Genomic DNA, 21174 nt, shown 5'->3' with positions numbered 1-21174 from the left:
AACATGGCAGAGGGTGAGAAAAAGAGGAAGTAAAAAAATCAAAAAAGCCGGGTGACGAGGAGGAGCGGTGGGTGAAACCCGCGGTGTCCTGGTGTGTCCCGACTCTTCTCAGAAGACTGGTTGTCGGTAAGCGCAGCGTCAACAGAGGCTGGGGCCGACGGGGAAAAATTAACGCTTAATGATTTGTGAAACGTCGTCACGATTGATCTGCATTTTATTACCCTGCTGATCTTCGTAGCTGATAAGACCGGTATCGTCATCCACGGTGGGTTTACCGTCGGTCAGGATCATTCGCCCATCTTTGGTCGCCATGACGTAATCGCTGCTGCAACCGGAAACCGAGAACGCCAGTCCTACGGCGGAAATCAAGACTGCCCATTTTTTCATCGTCATCACCTCTTGAGTAGCTGCACCCCATACCTGTCTATTAATAGCCTGATTTGTGAGACATAAAAAGCAGTAAAGTCTGAAAAAGGGTTGCAGCCTGTGACCAGGCTGCAATTTTGTGGTTTACAGCGGGTTTTTCTTATTGCGCAGCAGGTTAAGACTCTCCACCGCAATAGAGAAGAACATCGCGAAGTAGATGTATCCCTTCGGCACATGGACGTCGAAACTTTCCAGCATCAGGGTAAAGCCGACGAGGATCAGAAACGACAGCGCCAGCATTTTCACCGACGGATGACGGTCAACAAAATCGCCGATAGGTCGCGCGGCGAACATCATGACCCCCACCGCAATCACAACCGCCGCCATCATAATAAACAGATGATCCGACAGGCCGACGGCGGTGATCACCGAGTCGAGGCTAAAGATGATGTCCAGCAGCATGATCTGCACGATGGCGCCGAGGAAGGAGTGAACGTTAGTTTTCAGCCCCTCCTCTTCGCCTTCGATAGATTCATGGATCTCTTTACTGGCTTTCCAGATAAGGAACAGTCCGCCAAACAGCAAGATCAGATCGCGAAACGAAATCTCCTGACCGAGGACGGTAAAGAGCGGGTTGGTCAGCTTAACGACCCAGGCGATAGAGGCCAGCAGCGCCAGGCGCATGACCATCGCCCCCATTAAACCGATCCGTCGCGCGTGGGCGCGCTGGGCGGTGGGGAGCTTGGCCACAACCAGAGAGAGAAAAATAATATTATCGATCCCGAGCACGATCTCCAGCAGCGTCAAGGTGCCCAGCGCCAGCCAGGCGTTAGGATCGGTTATCCATGCAAATAACATTGTTCAAAGTCCTGCAAAATAGAAAGCAGCAATTATATGCAAGCCCCAACGCAGAACAAAAAATTAATCGTGTTGTAACAAGAAATGGCGGGCGAGCAGGGCGGCGGTAAAATTCTTTTTCAGGTAGAAGCCGCGCGGCAGCGTGAGGATCGTCTCCCCGCGGGCACCGATGGCTTCGGTCAACGCCTTGCTGTTGGCCGCTTTCGGTCTTAGCTGTAGCACCTCGCCGTGGCGGGCGGTAATGCGCTCCACCTCACCGAGGACAATAAGATCCATCAGCTCTTCCCAGTCCATGCGCAGCTGGCGCTCCTCTTCTTCGTCCGGACTCCACAGCAGCGGTGCGCCGACGCGCCGCGCCGCCAGAGGAATGGCGCGCTCTCCCTCCACAGGGATCCACAGGACTCGCTGCAGCTTATGCCGCACATGGCTGCTCTCCCAGGTGACGCCGCTATTGCCAGTTAACGGGGCGACGCAGACAAAAGTGGTCTCCAGCGGACGGCCCCGGCTGTCGATAGGGATCGTTTTGAGCTCCACCCCCAGCGCGGCGAAATCCTGCTCGGGTTTACTGCCCGCGCTGGCCCCCAGCCACAGCTCCAGCAGGATGCCCGTCCAGCCTTTATCACGTTTCAGATCGCGGGGAATGGGGATCCCGGCCAGCGCCGCCAGCTCACCCAGCGTATAGCCGGCCAGCTGGCGGGCCTGGGCCAACAGCTGTTCCTGACTTTGCGGCGGAGAGGAGAGCGGAGCGATAGCGGGCATAGGGCGACACCTTTGGTTAAAAAATGAGCGCTAATTTTGCGCGTTGTGGATAGAGTTTATCGTTTTCTGAGTAACTATACCAATCCCATGATTTATATGATTTTTTAAGGTCGTTACGCGGCAGGTGAAAACCATGAAAACAGGTTTTCCAGAACTGGTCACTGACAATAAACAGGATCTTACACCATGTTATCCACAGAAAAGTGGGATAACTGGGGAAAAGCCCCACTACTGGTTCGATTTACAGCCTTGACGTGCGACGAAAATCGAATTTTTAGAGAAAATATGCCCGCGACCTGCGCGTAATCTGTGGATAAAATCGACATTGCTCGATCTTTCATCAGTCGGCGGATCGCATGTGTGATGATCGTCACGTTACGCTGTAATAAGTGAAAGGAATATATTCTAACGTAATGAATATGCTATCATTATTATAAGGTGCTAGCAGTGCGACGTTCAGATTACTCCGGGTTTTCCCGGGTTAATTCCGTACTTCTTCACAACTCTATCCACAGAAAAAGTGAATAAAATCGGATGTCGGGCGCTTTCGCTGTTTATAACTCTGGCAATTACTGTGAGTTATTCAAATGTTATCCGTTCTCAGTGTGCGAACAGAGTGGTTTACCGTTTCCGACGAGTGTGAAACAATCATTCACATTGAAGCTTATCTTGAGGTAGTCCGGTGATTGATGACGATGGCTACCGCCCAAATGTCGGTATTGTAATCTGTAATCGTCAGGGCCAGGTCATGTGGGCCCGACGCTATGGTCAGCACTCGTGGCAGTTCCCGCAAGGGGGCATAAATCCAGGAGAATCCGCAGAGCAGGCGATGTATCGGGAATTGTTTGAAGAGGTCGGGTTAAGCCGTAAAGATGTGCGGATCCTTGCCTCAACCCGTAACTGGCTGCGTTACAAGTTGCCTAAACGTTTGGTGCGTTGGGACACAAAGCCGGTTTGTATCGGCCAGAAACAAAAGTGGTTTCTTTTGCAGTTGATCGGTAACGACGCGGACATCAATATGCAAACCAGCAGCACACCTGAATTTGATGGCTGGCGCTGGGTGAGTTACTGGTACCCGGTGCGTCAGGTGGTGTCGTTCAAACGCGACGTCTACCGCCGGGTGATGAAAGAGTTCGCCAGCGTCACTATGTCGCTGGCGGAGAGCGCACCTAAGCCGCAAAGCGCGCCTGCTTATCGACGTAAAAGAGGTTAAGCCACGCACATTATGCTCACTCGGTTGCGAGAAATAGTCGAGAAGGTCGCGAGTGCGCCGCGTTTAAACGAGGCGCTGGATATTCTGGTGACGGATGTCTGCCAGGCGATGGAGACGGAAGTCTGCTCGGTTTACCTGGCTGACAATGATCGACGCTGCTATTACCTGATGGCTACCCGCGGGTTAAAAAAACCTCGCGGGCGCACCGTTGCGCTGGCGTTCGATGAAGGCCTGGTGGGGCTGGTTGGCCGCCTGGCGGAGCCCATCAACCTCGCCGATGCGCAAAAACACCCCAGCTTCAAGTATATTCCCGCCGTCAAAGAGGACCGCTTCCGCGCCTTCCTTGGCGTGCCGATCATCCAGCGCCGCCAGCTGTTGGGCGTGCTGGTGGTCCAGCAGCGTGAGCTGCGCCAGTTTGATGAAAGCGAAGAGTCTTTCCTCGTCACCCTCGCCACCCAGATGGCGGCGATCCTCTCCCAGTCCCAGCTGAACGCCCTGTTCGGTCAGTATCGTCAGACGCGCATTCGCGCTCTGCCGGCCTCTTCCGGGGTGGCGATCGCCGAGGGCTGGATGGACGTCAGCCTGCCGCTGATGGAGCAGGTGTATGAAGCCTCGACGCTGGACACCGCCTCGGAACGTGAACGCCTGACCGGCGCGCTGGAAGAAGCGGCCAACGAGTTTCGTCGCTACAGCAAACGCTACGCCGCCGGCGCGCAAAAAGAGACGGCGGCGATCTTCGATCTCTACTCGCACCTGCTCTCCGACGCCCGCCTGCGTCGCGAGCTCTTTGCCGAAGTCGACAAAGGCGCCGTCGCCGAGTGGGCGGTCAAAAAGATCATCGAGAAGTTCGCCGAACAGTTTGCCGCGCTGAGCGACGGCTATCTAAAAGAGCGGGCCGGCGACCTGCGCACGCTGGGTCAGCGTCTGCTGTTCCATCTCGACGACAGTATTCAGGGACCTAACACCTGGCCGGCGCGCATTATCCTCGTGGCGGACGAGCTGTCGGCCACCACCCTCGCCGAGGTGCCGCAGGATCGTCTGGCCGGCGTGGTGGTGCGCGATGGCGCTGCCAACTCCCATGCCGCCATTATGGTGCGGGCCCTTGGCATCCCAACGGTGATGGGCGCCGATATTCAGCCCTCGCTGCTGCATGGCCATACGCTGATTGTCGATGGCTATCGCGGTGAGCTGCTGGTGGATCCTGAACCTGTTCTGTTGCAGGAATATCAGCGGCTTATCAGCGAAGAGAACGAGCTCAGCCGCCTGGCGGAGGACGATCTCCAGCGCGCATCGGAGCTGAAAAGCGGCGAACGGGTGAAAGTCATGCTCAACGCCGGCTTAAGCCCGGAGCACGAAGAGAAGCTCGGCAGCTTTGTTGACGGTATTGGTCTGTACCGTACCGAAATTCCTTTTATGCTGCAGAGCGGCTTCCCCTCAGAAGAGGAGCAGGTCGCCCAGTATCAGGGCATGCTGCAGATGTTTAACAGCAAACCGGTGACCCTGCGTACTCTGGACATCGGCGCGGATAAACAGCTGCCGTACATGCCGATCAGTGAAGAGAATCCGTGCCTTGGCTGGCGCGGGATCCGCATCACCCTCGATCAGCCGGAGATCTTTTTGATCCAGGTGCGGGCGATGCTGCGCGCCAACGCCGCCACCGGCAACCTCAGCATTTTGCTGCCGATGGTGACCAGTCTGGAAGAGGTCGATGAGGCCCGTCGGCTGATCGATCGCGCCAGCCGGGAAGTGGAAGAGATGATCGGCTACGCCATCCCGCGTCCGCGTCTGGGGGTGATGCTGGAGGTGCCGTCGATGGTCTTTATGCTGCCGCAGCTGGCCAGCCGGATCGATTTTATCTCGGTAGGCACGAACGACCTGACCCAGTACTTGCTGGCCGTCGACCGTAACAATACCCGGGTCGCCAGCATGTATGACAGCCTGCATCCTGCGGTATTGCGGGCGCTGGCGATGATCGCCCATGACGCGGAGCGCTTTGGCATCGATCTGCGACTGTGCGGCGAGATGGCAGGCGACCCGATGTGCGTGACGATCCTCATCGGTCTCGGTTATCGCCATCTGTCGATGAACGGCCGCTCGGTGGCGAGGGTGAAATATCTGCTGCGCCGCATCGATATCGAAGAGGCGCAGGAGCTGTCGCGTCGCAGCCTCGAAGCCCAGATGACCGCCGAGGTGCGCCATCAGGTGGCGGCCTTTATGGAGCGGCGCGGTCTCGGCGGCCTGATCCGCGGCGGGCGGTAGCGGTAGCCCGGGTGAGGCGTAAGCCGTAACCCGGGAATCCTCTGTTCGCACCCTCCTGCAAAATAGGATACCACCGGGAAAACGGCATTCTGTTAGCATCCGTATACATATCTTTTACACGCCGGCGCGGATCGCACACCTGGCTTATGCTATGATTCGCCTCCTTCGGCGTGCCCGTTTTAATCGGGCATGGATCATCACCGCTGTCCACTTTCGGCGGAATAACAAGTCTTTATGGTGACAGATGAATAGTGGCTACCTGCATTTTCCGGAGTTCGATCCGGTCATTTTTTCTCTAGGCCCGGTCTCCCTCCACTGGTACGGTTTAATGTACCTGGTGGGCTTTGTCTTTGCGATGTGGCTGGCCACCCGTCGGGCGAATCGTCCGGGCAGCGGCTGGACGAAAAATGAAGTGGAAAACCTGCTTTACGCGGGCTTCCTCGGCGTCTTCCTGGGCGGCCGTATCGGCTACGTGCTGTTCTACAACCTGCCGGTCTTTCTTGCCGATCCGTTGTATCTGTTCCGCGTCTGGGACGGCGGCATGTCGTTCCACGGCGGCCTGATCGGCGTGATCCTAGTGATGATTATCTTCGCCAGACGCACCAAACGGACCTTCTTCCAGGTCTCCGATTTTATCGCGCCGCTGATCCCGTTTGGCCTTGGCGCCGGGCGTCTGGGCAACTTTATCAACGGCGAGCTGTGGGGCCGCGTGGACCCGAGCTTCCACTACACGATGATTTTCCCGGGCTCCCGTGCCGAAGACCTGGCGCTGCTGCCGACCCACCCGGAATGGCAATCGCTGTTTGATACCTATGGCGCGCTGCCGCGCCACGCGTCGCAGCTGTATGAGCTGGCGCTGGAAGGCGTGGTGCTGTTCCTGATCCTGAACCTGTTTATCCGTAAACCGCGCCCGACCGGTTCCGTTTCCGGCCTGTTCCTGATTGGCTACGGCCTGTTCCGCATTATCGTGGAATTCTTCCGCCAGCCCGACGCCCAGTTCACCGGCGGCTGGGTGCAGTACATCAGCATGGGGCAGATTCTTTCGATCCCGATGGTGCTTGCGGGTATCATCATGATGGTTTGGGCTTACCGCCACCGTCCGCAGCAACTGAATTCTTGAGGAACCATGAAACAGTATCTTGATTTGATGCAGAAAGTGCTCGCCGAGGGCACGCCAAAAAATGACCGCACCGGCACTGGCACGATCTCTATTTTCGGCCATCAGATGCGTTTTAACCTGCAGGAAGGCTTCCCGCTGGTGACCACCAAGCGCTGTCATTTACGCTCCATCATCCTTGAACTGCTGTGGTTCCTGCAGGGTGACACCAACATCGCCTATCTGCACGACAACAACGTCACCATCTGGGACGAGTGGGCAGATGAAAATGGCGACCTGGGGCCGGTTTACGGCAAACAGTGGCGTTCCTGGCCTGCGCCGGACGGTCGTCATATCGACCAGATCAGCACGGTGATGGACCAGCTGAAAAACGACCCGGACTCCCGCCGGATCATCGTTTCGGCGTGGAACGTCGGCGAGCTGGATAAGATGGCCCTGGCGCCGTGCCACGCCTTCTTCCAGTTCTATGTCGCCGACGGCAAGCTCTCCTGCCAGCTGTATCAGCGCTCCTGCGACGTCTTCCTCGGCCTGCCGTTCAACATCGCCAGCTACGCGCTGCTGGTGCATATGGTGGCGCAGCAGTGCGATCTGCAGGTCGGCGATTTCGTCTGGACCGGTGGCGATACCCATCTGTACAGCAACCATCTCGAGCAGACCAATCTGCAGCTGAGCCGCGAACCGCGTCCGTTGCCGAAGCTGGTCATCAAACGCAAGCCCGCGTCGATCTTCGACTACCGCTTTGAAGACTTCGAGATTGAAGGTTACGATCCGCACCCGGGAATCAAAGCGCCAGTGGCGATTTAACCCCCTCTGCAGATATGACCAACCGGCGTCCGATGACGCCGGTTTTTTTATGCCGTTTTCACCACCTGAATGGGGTGGCAGCCCTCGTCGCCATTAGGATAGGAACGCTTCATCCCGCCCCCTGGCCACAGGCGGTTGTGGGCGGGAATGTTGGAAAGAGGCTCGCAAAAAAATGTTCTGCTGTTGATCATACAAACCTTTTTTGCGTGTCTGGCCGGGAAAGCTATTTTCCGTCGTCGCGCCAGGGCTAACCGCCGCGGCATACTCTGCGCCATGAACAGAGAACATGGCTATACCCTGATGGAAACCCTGTTGACGCTGACGTTAATGATGATCCTCAGCGTCGGCGGCCTGTACGGCTGGCAGCGCTGGCAGCAGCAGCAACGACTGTGGCAAACCGCCGTCCAGGTGCGGGATTTCCTGGTCTTCCTGCGCGATGACGCCAACGCCTACAACCGGGACCGCGTGCTTCGCGTCGGCCAGGATGAAGAGGGCTGGTGCCTGAGTGCGCAGGGGGAGGCGCCGGCGTGCGCCTCCGGGTCGACCTTAACGCTGCGCCCGCGCTGGCCGGGGATCTCGCTGGCAGGCGTCACGCCTGGCCTGGGATTCTACGGCCTGCGCAGCACCGCCTGGGCGGGGAATCTGCGGCTGCAGAGCGAGGCCGGCAGCTGGAGCATTGTGATTTCACACTGGGGGCGGATTCGTTTATGCCCCAGCGACAGCGCGGGAGGGTGCCAGTGAGCCGCCGCGGATTTTCCCTTGCGGAGGCGCTTATCGCCATGGCGATAGGCTCGCTGCTGCTGATTGGCGCCTGCCGCTTTCTACCCGCCCTGCAGCGCCATATTCTGCGCCAGGGCGAACAGCTGGCCCTGGAGAACGAACTGTGGCAGCGGGTGCATGCCGTGGGTAAACATCTGCAGCGCGCCGGATACTGCCGGGGAGCGTGCGGCGGAGCCGGACTGGAGCTTGCCGCCGACGGCGAGTGCCTGATTGTGCGCTGGGACGCGAACAGCAATGGGACATGGGAAACCTCCCCTGCGGCAGCGGCGGAGAGCACCGGCTTTCGCCTGCGCGACGGCGCGCTGGAGACTTTGCGCGGAGCCAGCGACTGCCGCGGCAGCGGATGGGAGAAAATCACCAATCCGGCCGCTATCGTGGTGACGCGCTTTGCGGCGCAGCGTCTGCTGACCGAGGGCTTCGCGCCGGAGCTGATCGTGACGCTGGCGGCGCGCTCTGCCCGGCAGGCGGGTCTGGCGGCCGAGGTGGAGCAGCGGGTGACGGGGTATAACCTGTGATCCGCCAGCGTGGAATGTCGTCGCTGCTGATGGTGCTCCTGTTGCTGACTCTCGGTAGCCTGCTGCTTGAGGGGCTTAACCTGCAGCAGCGGGCGCTGCTGGCGCAAGCCGCCAGCGAAACGCAGGCGATCCGCGATACGGCTGTGGCCCATTCGGCGCTACAGTGGGGAAAACAGCAGGCCTGGTCGACACAGGCGCCGCTGGCCTGCCGCGAGCAGGCGCAGCAGGGCTGGCGCGCCTGTCTGCGCATCTTCGACGACGGTTCGCTGCTGCTCAGCAGCGCCAGCGGCGAGGTGCAGGTCTGGCAGTCCGGCGAGGTGCGCGGCGGGCAGGTGCGTTTCTCCGCCCATGGCTGGAGCGATTTTTGCCCGCTCAGGGAGGTGAGCTTATGTCAAATGCCATGAAGCGCCAGCGGGGTTTTAGCCTGCCGGAGACCGTGCTGGCGATGGCGCTGATGGTGCTGACGGTCGCCGCGCTGGGCGGCTATCAGCGCGGAATGGCGCAAGGGGTCCACCAGCTGAACCAGACGCGTCAGCTATGGCGCAACGCCTGGCGCTATAGCCAGCTCTCCGCGCCGCCTCCGCCGGCAGGCGAGCAGGTAAGCCGTATGCAGACATCGACGCAAAGATGTGTCAGCATCACGGTAACGATCAGTATGCCCGTTGCAAAGCGGGCGCAGATGACCCGGCTGCATTGCCCGGTCAGCCAGTAGTCAGGAGCAATTATGTTAAGGGTATACCACTCAAACCGGCTGGATGTTCTCGAGGCGTTGATGGAGTTTATCGTCGAGCGCCAGCGGCTGGATGACCCTTTTCAGGCTGAAATGGTGCTGGTGCAGAGTACCGGTATGGCGCAGTGGCTGCAGATGACCCTGGCCTCGCGCTTCGGAATTGCCGCCAACATCGAGTTTCCGCTGCCGGCGAGCTTTATCTGGGATATGTTCGTGCGCGTCCTGAAAGATATCCCTGGCGAAAGCGCCTTCAGCAAGCCGAGCATGAGCTGGAAGCTGATGACTCTCCTGCCGCAGCACCTGGAAGAAGACGATTTTATCCTGCTGCGCCAGTATCTGAGCGATGACGGCGACAAACGCAAGCTGTTTCAGCTGGCCGCCCGGGTAGCGGACCTCTATGACCAGTATCTGGTCTATCGCCCGGAATGGCTGATGCGCTGGGAGGCCGACCAGCGGGTTGACGGCCTCGGCGACGCCCAGCAGTGGCAGGCGCCGCTGTGGAAAGCGCTGGTGCGCTATACCGCCGAGCTCGGTCAGCCGCAGTGGCACCGCGCCAATCTCTATCAGCGCTTTATCAGCGCCCTGGAAAAGGCAGATGAACCTCCCGCCGGGCTGCCGTCGCGCGTCTTTATTTGTGGAATTTCCGCGCTGCCGCCGGTCTACCTGCAGGCGCTGCAGGCGCTGGGTAAGCATGTCGATGTCTATGTGCTGTTCACCAACCCCTGCCGCTACTACTGGGGAGATATTAAAGATCCGGCGTTTCTGGCGAAGCTACTGTCGCGTCAGCGACGCCATCACCGCGAGGCGCGCGCGCTGCCCCTGTTCCGCGACGCCGGGCAGGCGCCAGGGCTGTTTAATGACGCCGGGGAGCAGGATGTCGGCAACCCGCTGCTCGCCTCCTGGGGCAAGCTGGGACGCGACTATATCTACCTGCTGGCGGGGCTGGAGCGCTATGAGGAGCTGGACGCCTTTGTCGATATCGTTCCTGATAACCTGTTGCATAACCTGCAGTCGGATATCCTCGAACTGCGTAACGCGGCGGTGGCCGGGCAGAGCGCAGAGGCGTTCGCTCACAGTCGCGACAAACGTCCGCTGGCGCAGGATGACCGCAGCCTGAGCATTCACGTCTGCCACAGTCCGCAGCGTGAGGTGGAGGTTCTGCACGATCGGCTGCTGGCGATGCTGGAGGCGGATCCGACGCTCACGCCGCGGGATATCATCGTCATGGTGGCGGATATCGATAGCTACAGCCCCTATATACAGGCGGTGTTTGGCGCCGCCAGCGGCGACCGCTGGCTGCCGTGGGCGATCTCCGACCGCCGCGCCCGGGAGTCGCACCCGGTGCTACAGGCGTTTATCACGCTGCTCTCGCTGCCCGACAGCCGCTTCGCCAGCGAAGATGTGCTGGCGCTGCTGGACGTGCCGGTGCTGGCGGCGCGCTTTAACATCAACGAAGAGGGGCTGCGCTACCTGCGCCAGTGGGTCAACGAGTCCGGGGTCCGCTGGGGAATGGATGACGACAACGTCCGTGAGCTTGACCTGCCGGCGACCGGCCAGCACACCTGGCGGTTCGGCCTTACCCGCATGCTGCTGGGCTACGCGATGGACAGCCGGGAGGGCGAATGGCAGTCGGTGCTGCCCTATGACGAATCCAGCGGTTTGATCGCCGAGCTGGTAGGTAACCTCGCATCGCTGCTGATGCAGCTTAACCTGTGGCGACGCGGTCTCGCCCAACAGCGGCCGCTGGCGGAGTGGCTGCCGGTCTGTCGCGATCTGCTGAATGACTTTTTCCTGCCGGACAGCGAGACCGAAGCGGCGCTGGCGCTGATTGAGCAGCAGTGGCTGGCGGTGATTGATAGCGGTCTGGAGGCGCAGTATGGCGACCAGGTGCCGTTGACGCTGCTGCGCGATGAGCTGGCCCAGCGCCTCGATCAACAACGGATCAGCCAGCGCTTTCTCGCCGGCCCGGTCAACATCTGCACCCTGATGCCGATGCGCTCTATTCCTTTCAAAGTGGTTTGCCTGCTGGGGATGAACGATGGGGTTTATCCGCGAACGCTGCCGCCGCTGGGCTTTGATTTAATGAGCCAGAAGCCGCAGCGCGGCGACCGCAGCCGGCGCGATGATGACCGCTACCTGTTCCTTGAGGCGCTGATGTCCGCCGAACAGACGCTGTATATCAGCTACATCGGCCGTTCTATCCAGGACAACAGCGAGCGCTTTCCCTCGGTGCTGGTGCAGGAGCTGGTGGATTACATCGGCCAGAGCCACTGTCTCGCCGGCGACGAGGAGCTTGATTGCGACACCAGCGAGGCGCGGGTTAAAGCCCACATCACTCACCTGCATACCCGCATGCCGTTCGACATCGCCAATTTCCAGGAGGACGAGAACAAGAGCTACGCCCGGGAATGGCTGGCTGCCGCCGGCCAGCAGGGTGAGGCGCATAGCGACTTCATTCAACCGCTTACCCCGCCGCCGATAGACAGCCTGCCGTTCGAGCAGCTCCTGCGCTTCTGGCAGCACCCGGTTCGCGCGTTCTTTCAGCAGCGTCTGCGGGTCAATTTCCGTGCGGAAGAGGATGATATTCCCGATGACGAGCCCTTCACCCTGGAAGGGCTGAGCCGTTATCAACTGAACCAGCAACTGCTCAATACCCTTATCGAGGAACAGGACGCCTCGGCCATGTTCCGCCGCTTCCGCGCCGCCGGCGAGCTGCCGTATGGCGCCTTTGGCGAGCTGGTGTGGGAGACGCAGCATCTGGAGATGCAGGCTCTGGCCGAGCGGGTGAAAGCCGAGCGCCAGCAGGCGCAGAGCATGGAGATCGATCTCCAGTGCGGCGGCGTTAATCTGACCGGCTGGCTGCAGCAGGTGCAGCCGGACGGGCTGCTGCGCTGGCGGCCTTCGCTGCTGAGCGTCTCCCAGGGAATGCAACTTTGGCTGGAACACCTTGTCTACTGTGCCAGCGGCGGCACCGGCGAGAGCCGGCTGTTTGTGCGTAAAGAGGGAGAGTGGCGTTTTCCGCCGCTGGCGCCCGCCGAGGCGCAGGCGTACCTTAATGAGCTGGTGGATGGCTATTTGCTGGGGATGTCGCAGCCGCTGCTGCTGCTGCCGGAAAGCGGTGGCGCCTGGCTGAAAGCCTGTTATGACGCCGAAAAGGATGTCATCGTAATGGACGAAGAGACGCAGCAGAAAGCGCGGAGCAAATTCCTGCAGACCTACGAAGGTAACATGGTGGTCAGCGGGGAGGGCGCCGATATCTGGTATCAACGCCTGTGGCGTTCGCTGGAGCCGGCGCATTACGAAGAAATCATTGCCCAGACGCAGCGTTATCTGTTACCGCTATATCGTTACCATCAGTCCACACAAATTTAAATAGTATAAAAATTGCGCAGTGAATGGCGGTTCATTTATTATGCGCAACGTATCACGGACTGATGGACATAAAAGGCTGCACGCCGTGCAGCGCAAGTTTGTTAATGATGAGGTTCGTGAATGCCCCGCAGTTTATGGTTCAAGGTTTTTGTCGTGCTGGCCGCCCTCTGGGCGCCGTTGAGTCAAGCCGACACCGGATGGCAGCCTGTTCAGGAGACGATCCGCAAAAGCGAAAAAGATACGCGTCAGTATCAGGCGATCCGTCTTGATAACGACATGGTCGTGCTGCTGGTTTCCGATCCGCAGGCGGTGAAATCGCTGTCGGCGCTGGTGGTGCCGGTGGGATCCCTGCAGGATCCGGCCGATCATCAGGGGCTGGCGCATTTTCTGGAACATATGACGCTGATGGGGTCGCAAAAATATCCCCAGCCTGACAGCCTTGCAGAGTTTCTTAAGCTGCATGGCGGCAGCCATAACGCCAGCACCGCGCCCTATCGCACCGCGTTCTATCTCGAAGTGGAGAATGATGCGCTGGACGGGGCCGTAGACCGGCTGGCCGACGCCATCGCCGCGCCGCTGCTGGATAAAAAATATGCCGACCGCGAACGTAACGCGGTCAACGCCGAGCTGACGATGGCCCGGACGCGAGACGGGATGCGCATGGCCCAGGTCAGCGCAGAAACCATTAACCCGGCTCACCCGGCGGCCCACTTCTCTGGCGGCAACCTCGAGACGCTTAGCGATAAGCCCGGCAACCCGGTTCTTGATGCGCTGCACACCTTCCGCGATAGCTGGTACTCCGCCAACCTGATGAAAGCGGTGATCTACAGCAACAAGCCGTTGCCGGAGCTGGCGCGCATGGCCGCTGACACCTTTGGCCGCGTGCCGAATCGTCAAATCAGCAGGCCGGAAATAAGCGTCCCGGTGGTAACCGATGCGCAAAAAGGCATCATTATTCACTATGTGCCGGCGATGCCGCGTAAAGTGCTGCGCGTCGAGTTTCGCATCGACAACAACAGCGATCGTTTCCGCAGCAAAACGGATGAACTGGTCACTTACCTGATCGGCAACCGCAGCCCGGGGACGCTCTCCGACTGGTTGCAAAAGCAGGGACTGGCGGAAGGTATCCGCGCGGATTCTGACCCGGTGGTGAACGGCAACAGCGGCGTGCTGGCGATCTCGGCCACCCTCACCGATAAAGGCCTGGCGCACCGCGACGAAGTGACGGCGGCCATATTCAGCTACCTCAACCTCCTGCGTACTCAGGGTGTCGACAAACGTTACTTTGACGAGTTGGCGCATGTGCTGGCGCTGGATTTCCGCTATCCGTCGATCAACCGCGACATGGATTACGTGGAATGGCTGGCGGATACCATGATCCGGGTGCCGGTCGAGCATGCGCTGGACGTGGTCAACATTGCCGATCGCTACGACCCGCAGGCGATCAAAGACCGGCTGGCGATGATGACCCCGCAGAACGCGCGCATCTGGTATATCAGCCCGCAGGAACCGCATAACAAGACCGCTTATTTTGTCGATGCGCCGTATCAGGTGGATAAGATCGGCGAGCAGACGTTCGCTGACTGGCAGCAAAAAGCGCAGGCGATCAAGCTGCAGCTGCCGGCGCTCAACCCCTATATTCCGGATGATTTCACCCTCATCAAAAGCGATAAAGCCTGGCCGCACCCTCAGCTGATCCTCGATGAGCCGACCCTGCGGGTGGTTTATGCCCCGAGCCAGTATTTCGCCAGCGAGCCGAAGGCGGATATCTCTCTTGTGCTGCGTAATCCCCAGGCGATGGACAGCGCTCGCCGGCAGGTGATGTTTGCCCTCAACGATTATCTCGCCGGCATCGCCCTCGATCAGCTCAGTAACCAGGCGGCGGTCGGCGGCATTTCATTCTCCACCGGCGCCAATAACGGGTTAATGGTCAATGCCAACGGCTACACCCAGCACCTGCCGGCGCTGTTCAGCGACCTGCTGCAGGGATACTTCAGCTATACGCCGACCGAGGAGCAACTGGAGCAGGCCAAATCCTGGTACGCGCAAATGATGGACTCCGCTGAGAAGGGCAAAGCTTACGATCAGGCGATAATGCCGATCCAGATGGTCTCCCAGGTACCGTATTTCCAGCGCGAAGTACGCCGGGCGCTGTTGCCTTCCATCACCTTGCAGGAAGTGCTCGACTACCGCGCCAACCTGAAAACCAAGGGGCGCCCTGAGCTGATGGTGATCGGCAATATGTCCGCCGATGCCGCCACGACGCTGGCTCACCAGATCCAGCAGCAGCTGGACGCTGACGGCAACGAATGGTGCCGCAATAAAGACGTGGTGGTGAACCGGCAGCAGCTGGCGATCTTCAACAAAGCGGGCAACAGCACCGACTCCGCGCTGGCCGCGGTGTTTGCGCCGCCCAACGTGGATGAGTTCAGCAGCACCGCCGCCAGCACCCTGCTGGGACAGATTATTCAGCCGTGGTTCTACAACCAGCTGCGCACCGAAGAGCAGCTCGGCTACGCGGTCTTTGCCTTCCCGATGAACGTGGGGCGCCAGTGGGGCATGGGCTTCCTGCTGCAGAGTAGCGATAAGCAGCCGGCTTTCCTCTGGCAGCGGTTCCAGGCCTTCTTCCCCACCGCGGAGGCGAAGCTGCGGGCGATGAAGCCGGAAGAGTTTGCCCAGCTCCAGCAGGCGGTGATAAGCCAGATGCTGCAGGCGCCGCAGACGCTGGGCGAAGAGGCATCGAAACTGAGCAAAGATTTCGATCGCGGTAATATGCGTTTTGATTCACGTGATAAAGTAGTGGCTCAGATTAAACTGCTGACGCCGCAAAAACTTGCCGATTTCTTCCATCAGACGGTGGTGGATCCGCAGGGCATGACGATATTGTCCCAAATTTCCGGTAGCCAGAATGGCAAAGCGGACTACGCCCAGCCGGCAGGCGGCAAAGTGTGGGAAAACGTCAGCGCATTGCAGCAATCCTTACCCCTGATGCGAGAGAATGAATGACCGACACCGCTGAGTCTTTGGATCCCCTGCGCTTGCCCTTGAGGGGCGAGCGCCTGATAGAAGCCTCTGCGGGCACCGGAAAAACCTTTACCATCGCCGCGCTGTATCTGCGGCTGCTGCTGGGGCTGGGCGGCGAGGCCGCCTATCCCCGCGCCATCAGCGTTGAAGAGCTGCTGGTGGTGACCTTTACCGAGGCGGCGACCGAAGAGCTGCGCGGACGTATCCGCAGCAACATCCATGAACTGCGCATCGCCTGTATGCGCGGTGAATCCGACAACCCGCTCTACAGCGCGCTGCTGGCGGAGATCGCCGATAAAGACGATGCCGCGAAGACCCTGCTGTTGGCCGAACGGCAGATGGACGAGGCGGCGGTGTTCACCATCCACGGTTTTTGCCAGCGGATGCTGAGCCTTAACGCCTTCGAGTCGGGCATGCTGTTCGAGCAGCAGCTGATCGAGGATGAATCCCGCCTGCGCTATCAGGCCTGCGCCGACTTCTGGCGCCGTCACTGTTATCCACTGACCCGCGATATCGCGGCGGTGATCCATGATGTCTGGAAAGGGCCGCGCGACCTGCTGAAGTCCCTTGACCGCTGGCTGCAGGGCGAAGCGCCGCAGCTCAAGTCGCCGCCAGCCGCCGACGAGACGCTGGCCGAACGCCATCAGCAAATCATCGGCCGCATTGACTCGCTCAAGCAGCAGTGGCGCGAGCAGGTGGGGGAGATCGAAGGCGTGCTTGAAGATTCCGGCCTTGACCGGCGGAAGTTCAATCGCGGCAACCAGGGCAAATGGCTTGAGAAAGTGACCGCCTGGGCGCAGGAAGAGACGTTGAGCTATCAGTTGCCCGACGCGCTGGAGAAATTTGCCCAGTCGTTTCTGCTTGAGCGTACCAAAGCCGGTGGCGAACCGCCCGTGCATCCTCTGTTTAGCGCCGTCGAATCGCTGCTGGCCTCGTCGCTGACGCTCACCGATCTGGTGCTGGCGAGAGCGATGGTCGAGATCCGTGATGCGGTCGCGCGCGAAAAGCGCCGCCGCGGCGAGCTGGGGTTTGACGACATGCTCAGCCGGCTTGACGAGGCGCTGCGCGGCGACAGCGGCGAGGCGCTGGCCAGCGCCATTCGCCAGCGTTTTCCGGTGGCGATGATCGATGAGTTTCAGGATACCGACCCCCAGCAGTACCGGATTTTCCGCCGTATCTGGCGCCAGCGTCCGGAGACGGCGCTGTTGCTGATCGGCGATCCGAAGCAGGCCATCTACGCTTTTCGCGGCGCCGATATCTTTACCTATATGAAAGCGCGCGGCGACGTTGCCGCGCACTACACGCTTGACACCAACTGGCGCTCCTCCCCTGGCATGGTGGGCAGCGTTAACCGGCTGTTCAGCCTCAGCGATAACCCCTTCATGTTTCGCGAGATACCGTTCCTGCCGGTGAAGTCGGCGGCGAAGAACCAGGGGCTGCGCTTTACCGTTGACGCAGCGGATGTCCCGGCGATGAACGTCTGGCTGATGCCCGGCGACACCGTTGGCGCCGGCGATTATCAGACGTTTATGGCCCAGCTCTGCGCCACGCAGATCCGCGACTGGCTGAGCGCCGGTCAGCAGGGGCGCGCACGGCTGTGGCGTGGGGAAACCTCGCGCCCGGTGCAGGCTTCGGATATTACCGTGCTGGTGCGCAACCGGCTGGAGGCGGCGCAGGTGCGTGAAGCGCTCCAGACGCTGGGCATCCCCTCGGTCTACCTCTCCAACCGCGACAGCGTTTTTGAGACGCTGGAGGCCCAGGAGCTGCTCTGGCTGTTGCAGGCGGTGTTGTCCCCGGAGCGGGAAAATACCCTGCGCAGCGCGTTGGCGACCTCAATGTTTGGCCTGACCGCGCTGGATATTGAAAACCTCAACCAGGATGAGCAGGCGTGGGACGCGCTGGTGGAGGAGTTCAGCGAATACCGCCAGATCTGGCGTCAGCGCGGGGTGATGCCGATGCTGCGGGCGCTGATGACGGCCCGGCACATCGCCGAGAACCTGCTGGCGACCCGGGGCGGCGAGCGGCGCTTAACCGACATACTGCACATCAGCGAATTGCTGCAGGAGGCGGCCAGCCAGCTGGAAAGCGAGCATGCCCTGGTGCGCTGGCTGACGCAGCATATCGCCGAGCCGGACAGCAACGCCGCCAGCCAGCAGATGCGTCTCGAAAGCGATAAACACCTCGTGCAAATCGTCACTATTCACAAGTCAAAAGGACTGGAATATCCCCTGGTCTGGCTGCCGTTTATCGCCCGGTTTCGCAAACAGGACCAGGCGTTCTATCACGATCGCGAGACGTTCGCGGCGGTGCTGGATCTGGGCCAGGATGAGGCCAGCCTCGAGCTGGCGGAGGCGGAACGGCTGGCGGAAGATCTGCGCCTGCTGTACGTCGCCCTGACCCGCGCGGTCTGGCACTGCAGCCTTGGCGTGGCGCCTCTCAGCAGTCGAAAGTCCGGCAACAGCGATTTTCATCTGAGCGCCCTCGGGCGGCTGCTGCAGGCGGGCGAAGCCATGGATGCCGCCGGGCTGGCCGCGCGTTTAGCGGACTTCTGCCATGGCGATATTGCATTACAGAGACCTGGCGAGCTGGATCTGACCCCGTGGCAGGCGCCGGCGGCGAGCATTCCCCCGCTGTCGGCGCGCGAGCTGCAGCGCCGCATCGCCGACGACTGGCGGGTGACCAGCTATTCCGGGCTGCAGCAGCATGGTTTCAGCGGCGGACAGGATCTGCTGCCGCGTCTGGATGTCGATGCCGCCGGCGTCGGCGAAGTCGTGGAAGATCCGCAGCTGACCCCGCACCAGTTTCCGCGCGGCGCCGCGCCGGGAACCTTCCTGCACAGTCTGTTTGAGGAGCTGGACTTTACCCAGCCGGTGCCGGACGGGTGGATGGCGGAGAAACTGCAGCTGAGCGGGTTTGACGCGCAGTGGGCGCCGGTGCTGACCGACTGGCTGGGGGGCGTGCTGAATACCCGTCTGCCGGGGCCGGATATCGCGCTCAATCAGCTTGCGGCGCGGGATAAACAGGTGGAGATGGCATTTTACCTGCCCATCGCCCAGCTGCTGACGGCGGAGCGCCTTGACGCGCTTATCCGCCAGTACGATCCCCTTTCCGCCGACACGCCGCCGCTGGATTTCCGTCAGGTGCGCGGTATGCTGAAGGGCTTTATCGATCTGGTCTTCCGCCACGAAGGCCGCTATTACCTGCTGGATTACAAATCGAACTGGCTGGGGGAAGATCGCGAGGCCTATACCCGGCCCGCGATGGAGCAGGCGATGCGGGCTCACCGCTACGATCTGCAGTATCAGCTGTACAGCCTGGCGCTCCACCGCTATCTGCGCCACCGGCTGGCCGATTACGACTATGACCGCCACTTCGGCGGCGTGATTTATCTCTTCCTGCGCGGCATGGACGGGCAGGAGGGGGGGCAGGGGATCTTCACCACCCGGCCGGTGCGACCGCTGATTGACGGTCTGGATCAGCTTTTTGCCGGAGAAACTCAGGAGGAGGCCTCATGACTTTCGAACAACTACTGCTGGCGGCGGTGGAGCAGCGTCTGCTGCGGCCGCTGGACGTCCAGTTTGCTCTGATGGTGGCGCAAAACGACCCGCCGGCGGTCAAGCTGGCGGCGGCCTTGCTGAGCCGGGACGCCGGCGAGGGGCACGTATGCCTGCCGCTCTCGCGGCTGAGCGGCGACGAGGCGCTCGGCGGGAAAGCGGGAGAGATCCGCGATCGGCTGCTGGCCGAAGCCGGCGCGCCGGAAGACTGGCCCGCGCTGCTGCTCGCTTCGTCGGCGGTGAGCGGCGGCGATGCCCCGGCGCCGATGATCTTATGCGGCGACCGGCTCTATCTGAACCGGATGTGGCGCAACGAGCTGACCGTCGCCCGCTTCTTCAACGAAGCCAACCGGGTGCTGGAGATGGATGAGGCCCGGCTGGCGTCAACCCTGAACGCTCTGTTCCCTGCCACCGGCGAAACCGACTGGCAAAAAGTGGCCGCAGCGGTGGCGCTGACCCGCCGCATCTCGGTGATCTCCGGCGGTCCCGGGACCGGGAAGACCACCACTGTGGCCAAACTTCTGGCGGCGCTAATCCAGATTGAAGACAGTCCGCGCTGTCGTATTCGCCTGGCGGCGCCGACGGGGAAAGCGGCGGCGCGTCTGACCGAATCGCTGGGCGCGGCGTTGAGAAAACTGCCGCTGACCGACGCGCAGAAAGCGTTGATTCCCACCGAGGCCAGCACGCTGCACCGTCTGCTGGGCGCCCAGCCCGGCAGCCAGCGCATGCGCTATCACGCCGGCAACCCGCTGCATCTGGACGTGCTGGTGGTGGATGAAGCCTCGATGATCGACCTGCCGATGATGTCGCGGCTCATCGACGCGCTGCCGGCTCACGGGCGGGTGATTTTTCTCGGCGATCGCGACCAGCTGGCCTCCGTGGAAGCGGGGGCGGTGCTGGGGGATATCTGCGCCTGGGCGAGTTCGGGCTATACCGCCGCGCGGGCGCAGGAGCTGACCCGGCTGACCGGTTCGCCGGTACCGGCGGGCGAGGGGGCTATCGCTGGCGCGCTGAGAGATAGCTTGTGCCTGCTGCAAAAGAGCTATCGCTTCGGCAGTCACTCCGGCATTGGGAGCCTGGCGCGGGCGGTGAACGCTGGCGCGCGCGCGGAGGTGAAGGCCACGCTGCGCCAGCCGTTTGACGATATCGCGCTTCATCCCCTCAGCACGACCGAAGAGTACGAAGCCATGCTCGGCGCGGCACAGCAGGGCTATGAGCGCTACCTGCAGCTGCGCCGCGAGCGGGCGGAACCGCAGGCGATGCTGGCCGCCTTCAGCGAATTTCAGCTGCTGTGCGCGCTGCGGGAAGGGCCGTACGGCGTGAGCGGCGTCAATGAGCGGCTGGAGCAGCGGCTCAACCGTCAGCGGGCGATCGCCCTGCCGCGCCACTCCCGCTGGTATGACGGCCGGCCGATTATGATCGCGCGCAACGACAGCGCGCTGGGACTGTTTAATGGCGATATCGGGATAGCGCTGGAGCGCAACGGCGAGCTGAGGGTGTGGTTCCTGATGCCCGACGGCGCCATCAAGTCGGTGCAGCCGAGCCGCCTGCCGGAGCATGATACCGCCTGGGCGATGACCGTGCATAAATCGCAGGGATCGGAGTTCGACCATGCGGCGCTGATCCTGCCGGCGCGCAGCGTCCCGCTGGTGACGCGCGAACTGGTCTACACCGCGATCACCCGCGCGAAACAGCGGTTGTCGCTCTATGCCGACGAGCAGGTGCTCTCCCAGGCCATTGTGACGCGAACCGAGCGGCGAAGCGGCCTGACGGAGATCTTCGCCGGGCACAAAGCCCCCTGAGATGCCGCGTTTGTGCGATGG

15 protein-coding genes and 1 pseudogene are annotated in these 21174 nt (G+C 61.0%); 12 read left to right on the top strand and 4 right to left on the bottom strand.

Annotated features, from left to right (window positions below):
* Nucleotides 1–168: 168 nt before the first annotated feature.
* The 4 genes and pseudogenes from ACOI6Z_RS06775 to ACOI6Z_RS06760 form a co-directional block, all read right to left on the bottom strand.
* Nucleotides 169–387, bottom strand: coding sequence for a YgdI/YgdR family lipoprotein (locus ACOI6Z_RS06775; RefSeq protein WP_002915974.1), 219 nt, complete (start codon nt 385–387; stop codon nt 169–171).
* Nucleotides 388–510: 123 nt separating this feature from the next.
* Nucleotides 511–1224: a TerC family protein gene (locus ACOI6Z_RS06770; protein ID WP_023290903.1), complete on the bottom strand. Its 714-nt coding sequence runs from the start codon at nt 1222–1224 to the stop codon at nt 511–513.
* Between the two features lie 63 nt (nt 1225–1287).
* On the bottom strand, nt 1288–1983 hold the full coding sequence (mutH, locus tag ACOI6Z_RS06765; protein ID WP_048298206.1) for a DNA mismatch repair endonuclease MutH: 696 nt from the start codon (nt 1981–1983) through the stop codon (nt 1288–1290).
* An 88-nt stretch (nt 1984–2071) separates the two neighbouring features.
* Nucleotides 2072–2212, bottom strand: a pseudogene (locus ACOI6Z_RS06760) (hypothetical protein); the annotation flags it as partial.
* A 453-nt stretch (nt 2213–2665) separates the two neighbouring features.
* Between ACOI6Z_RS06760 and rppH the strand changes: the two are divergent.
* From rppH to recD, 12 genes are all read left to right on the top strand, one after another.
* Nucleotides 2666–3196: an RNA pyrophosphohydrolase gene (gene rppH, locus ACOI6Z_RS06755; RefSeq protein WP_004205443.1), complete on the top strand. Its 531-nt coding sequence runs from the start codon at nt 2666–2668 to the stop codon at nt 3194–3196.
* Between the two features lie 12 nt (nt 3197–3208).
* Entirely contained in the window at nt 3209–5455 is a 2247-nt protein-coding gene (gene ptsP / locus ACOI6Z_RS06750; protein WP_023290901.1) for a phosphoenolpyruvate--protein phosphotransferase, read from the top strand.
* 244 nt (nt 5456–5699) lie between these two features.
* A complete protein-coding gene (lgt, locus tag ACOI6Z_RS06745; RefSeq protein WP_004205445.1) occupies nt 5700–6575 on the top strand; it encodes a prolipoprotein diacylglyceryl transferase in 876 nt (291 codons plus the stop codon).
* Between the two features lie 6 nt (nt 6576–6581).
* A complete protein-coding gene (thyA, locus tag ACOI6Z_RS06740; protein ID WP_065812376.1) occupies nt 6582–7376 on the top strand; it encodes a thymidylate synthase in 795 nt (264 codons plus the stop codon).
* A gap of 189 nt (nt 7377–7565) precedes the next feature.
* Nucleotides 7566–8117, top strand: coding sequence for a prepilin peptidase-dependent protein (locus ACOI6Z_RS06735; protein WP_065812387.1), 552 nt, complete (start codon nt 7566–7568; stop codon nt 8115–8117).
* The gene (locus ACOI6Z_RS06730) at nt 8114–8671 is read left to right on the top strand and encodes a prepilin peptidase-dependent protein (protein WP_032453975.1); all 558 of its coding nucleotides are present in this window, start codon (nt 8114–8116) and stop codon (nt 8669–8671) included. The genes ACOI6Z_RS06735 and ACOI6Z_RS06730 overlap by 4 nt, the downstream gene beginning before the upstream one ends.
* Nucleotides 8668–9075 (top strand): DUF2509 family protein, encoded by a 408-nt coding sequence (locus ACOI6Z_RS06725; protein WP_263063126.1) that lies wholly within the window; start codon nt 8668–8670, stop codon nt 9073–9075. Before ACOI6Z_RS06730 ends, ACOI6Z_RS06725 begins: the two co-directional genes overlap by 4 nt.
* Nucleotides 9060–9383 carry a prepilin-type N-terminal cleavage/methylation domain-containing protein gene (locus ACOI6Z_RS06720; protein WP_065812374.1) on the top strand — a complete coding sequence of 108 codons (324 nt, stop codon included), beginning with the start codon at nt 9060–9062 and terminating at the stop codon, nt 9381–9383. Before ACOI6Z_RS06725 ends, ACOI6Z_RS06720 begins: the two co-directional genes overlap by 16 nt.
* A gap of 12 nt (nt 9384–9395) precedes the next feature.
* Nucleotides 9396–12773 carry an exodeoxyribonuclease V subunit gamma gene (gene recC, locus ACOI6Z_RS06715; RefSeq protein ID WP_065812373.1) on the top strand — a complete coding sequence of 1126 codons (3378 nt, stop codon included), beginning with the start codon at nt 9396–9398 and terminating at the stop codon, nt 12771–12773.
* A 120-nt stretch (nt 12774–12893) separates the two neighbouring features.
* Nucleotides 12894–15779: a pitrilysin gene (gene ptrA / locus ACOI6Z_RS06710; protein WP_065812372.1), complete on the top strand. Its 2886-nt coding sequence runs from the start codon at nt 12894–12896 to the stop codon at nt 15777–15779.
* Nucleotides 15776–19312, top strand: a complete 3537-nt coding sequence (gene recB, locus ACOI6Z_RS06705) for an exodeoxyribonuclease V subunit beta (RefSeq protein WP_065812371.1) — start codon at nt 15776–15778, stop codon at nt 19310–19312. Before ptrA ends, recB begins: the two co-directional genes overlap by 4 nt.
* On the top strand, nt 19309–21153 hold the full coding sequence (recD, locus tag ACOI6Z_RS06700) for an exodeoxyribonuclease V subunit alpha (protein ID WP_064154995.1): 1845 nt from the start codon (nt 19309–19311) through the stop codon (nt 21151–21153). The genes recB and recD overlap by 4 nt, the downstream gene beginning before the upstream one ends.
* The last annotated feature ends 21 nt before the right edge of the window (nt 21154–21174 follow it).

This window comes from Klebsiella sp. C239 (assembly GCF_048822715.1).
Lineage (GTDB): Bacteria > Pseudomonadota > Gammaproteobacteria > Enterobacterales > Enterobacteriaceae > Klebsiella > Klebsiella quasipneumoniae.
This window is presented reverse-complemented; position numbering and strand designations above follow the sequence as displayed.

What these genes read in the sequence shown, in the direction of transcription:
- ACOI6Z_RS06770 (WP_023290903.1), bottom strand. Translation starts at nt 1,224, where the DNA reads ATGTTATTTGCATGGATAACCGATCCTAACGCCTGGCTGGCGCTGGGC.
- ACOI6Z_RS06775 (WP_002915974.1), bottom strand. Translation starts at nt 387, where the DNA reads ATGAAAAAATGGGCAGTCTTGATTTCCGCCGTAGGACTGGCGTTCTCG.
- ptrA (WP_065812372.1), top strand. Translation starts at nt 12,894, where the DNA reads ATGCCCCGCAGTTTATGGTTCAAGGTTTTTGTCGTGCTGGCCGCCCTC.
- recB (WP_065812371.1), top strand. Translation starts at nt 15,776, where the DNA reads ATGACCGACACCGCTGAGTCTTTGGATCCCCTGCGCTTGCCCTTGAGG.
- recD (WP_064154995.1), top strand. Translation starts at nt 19,309, where the DNA reads ATGACTTTCGAACAACTACTGCTGGCGGCGGTGGAGCAGCGTCTGCTG.
- mutH (WP_048298206.1), bottom strand. Translation starts at nt 1,983, where the DNA reads ATGCCCGCTATCGCTCCGCTCTCCTCTCCGCCGCAAAGTCAGGAACAG.
- ACOI6Z_RS06720 (WP_065812374.1), top strand. Translation starts at nt 9,060, where the DNA reads ATGTCAAATGCCATGAAGCGCCAGCGGGGTTTTAGCCTGCCGGAGACC.
- ptsP (WP_023290901.1), top strand. Translation starts at nt 3,209, where the DNA reads ATGCTCACTCGGTTGCGAGAAATAGTCGAGAAGGTCGCGAGTGCGCCG.
- thyA (WP_065812376.1), top strand. Translation starts at nt 6,582, where the DNA reads ATGAAACAGTATCTTGATTTGATGCAGAAAGTGCTCGCCGAGGGCACG.
- recC (WP_065812373.1), top strand. Translation starts at nt 9,396, where the DNA reads ATGTTAAGGGTATACCACTCAAACCGGCTGGATGTTCTCGAGGCGTTG.
- lgt (WP_004205445.1), top strand. Translation starts at nt 5,700, where the DNA reads ATGAATAGTGGCTACCTGCATTTTCCGGAGTTCGATCCGGTCATTTTT.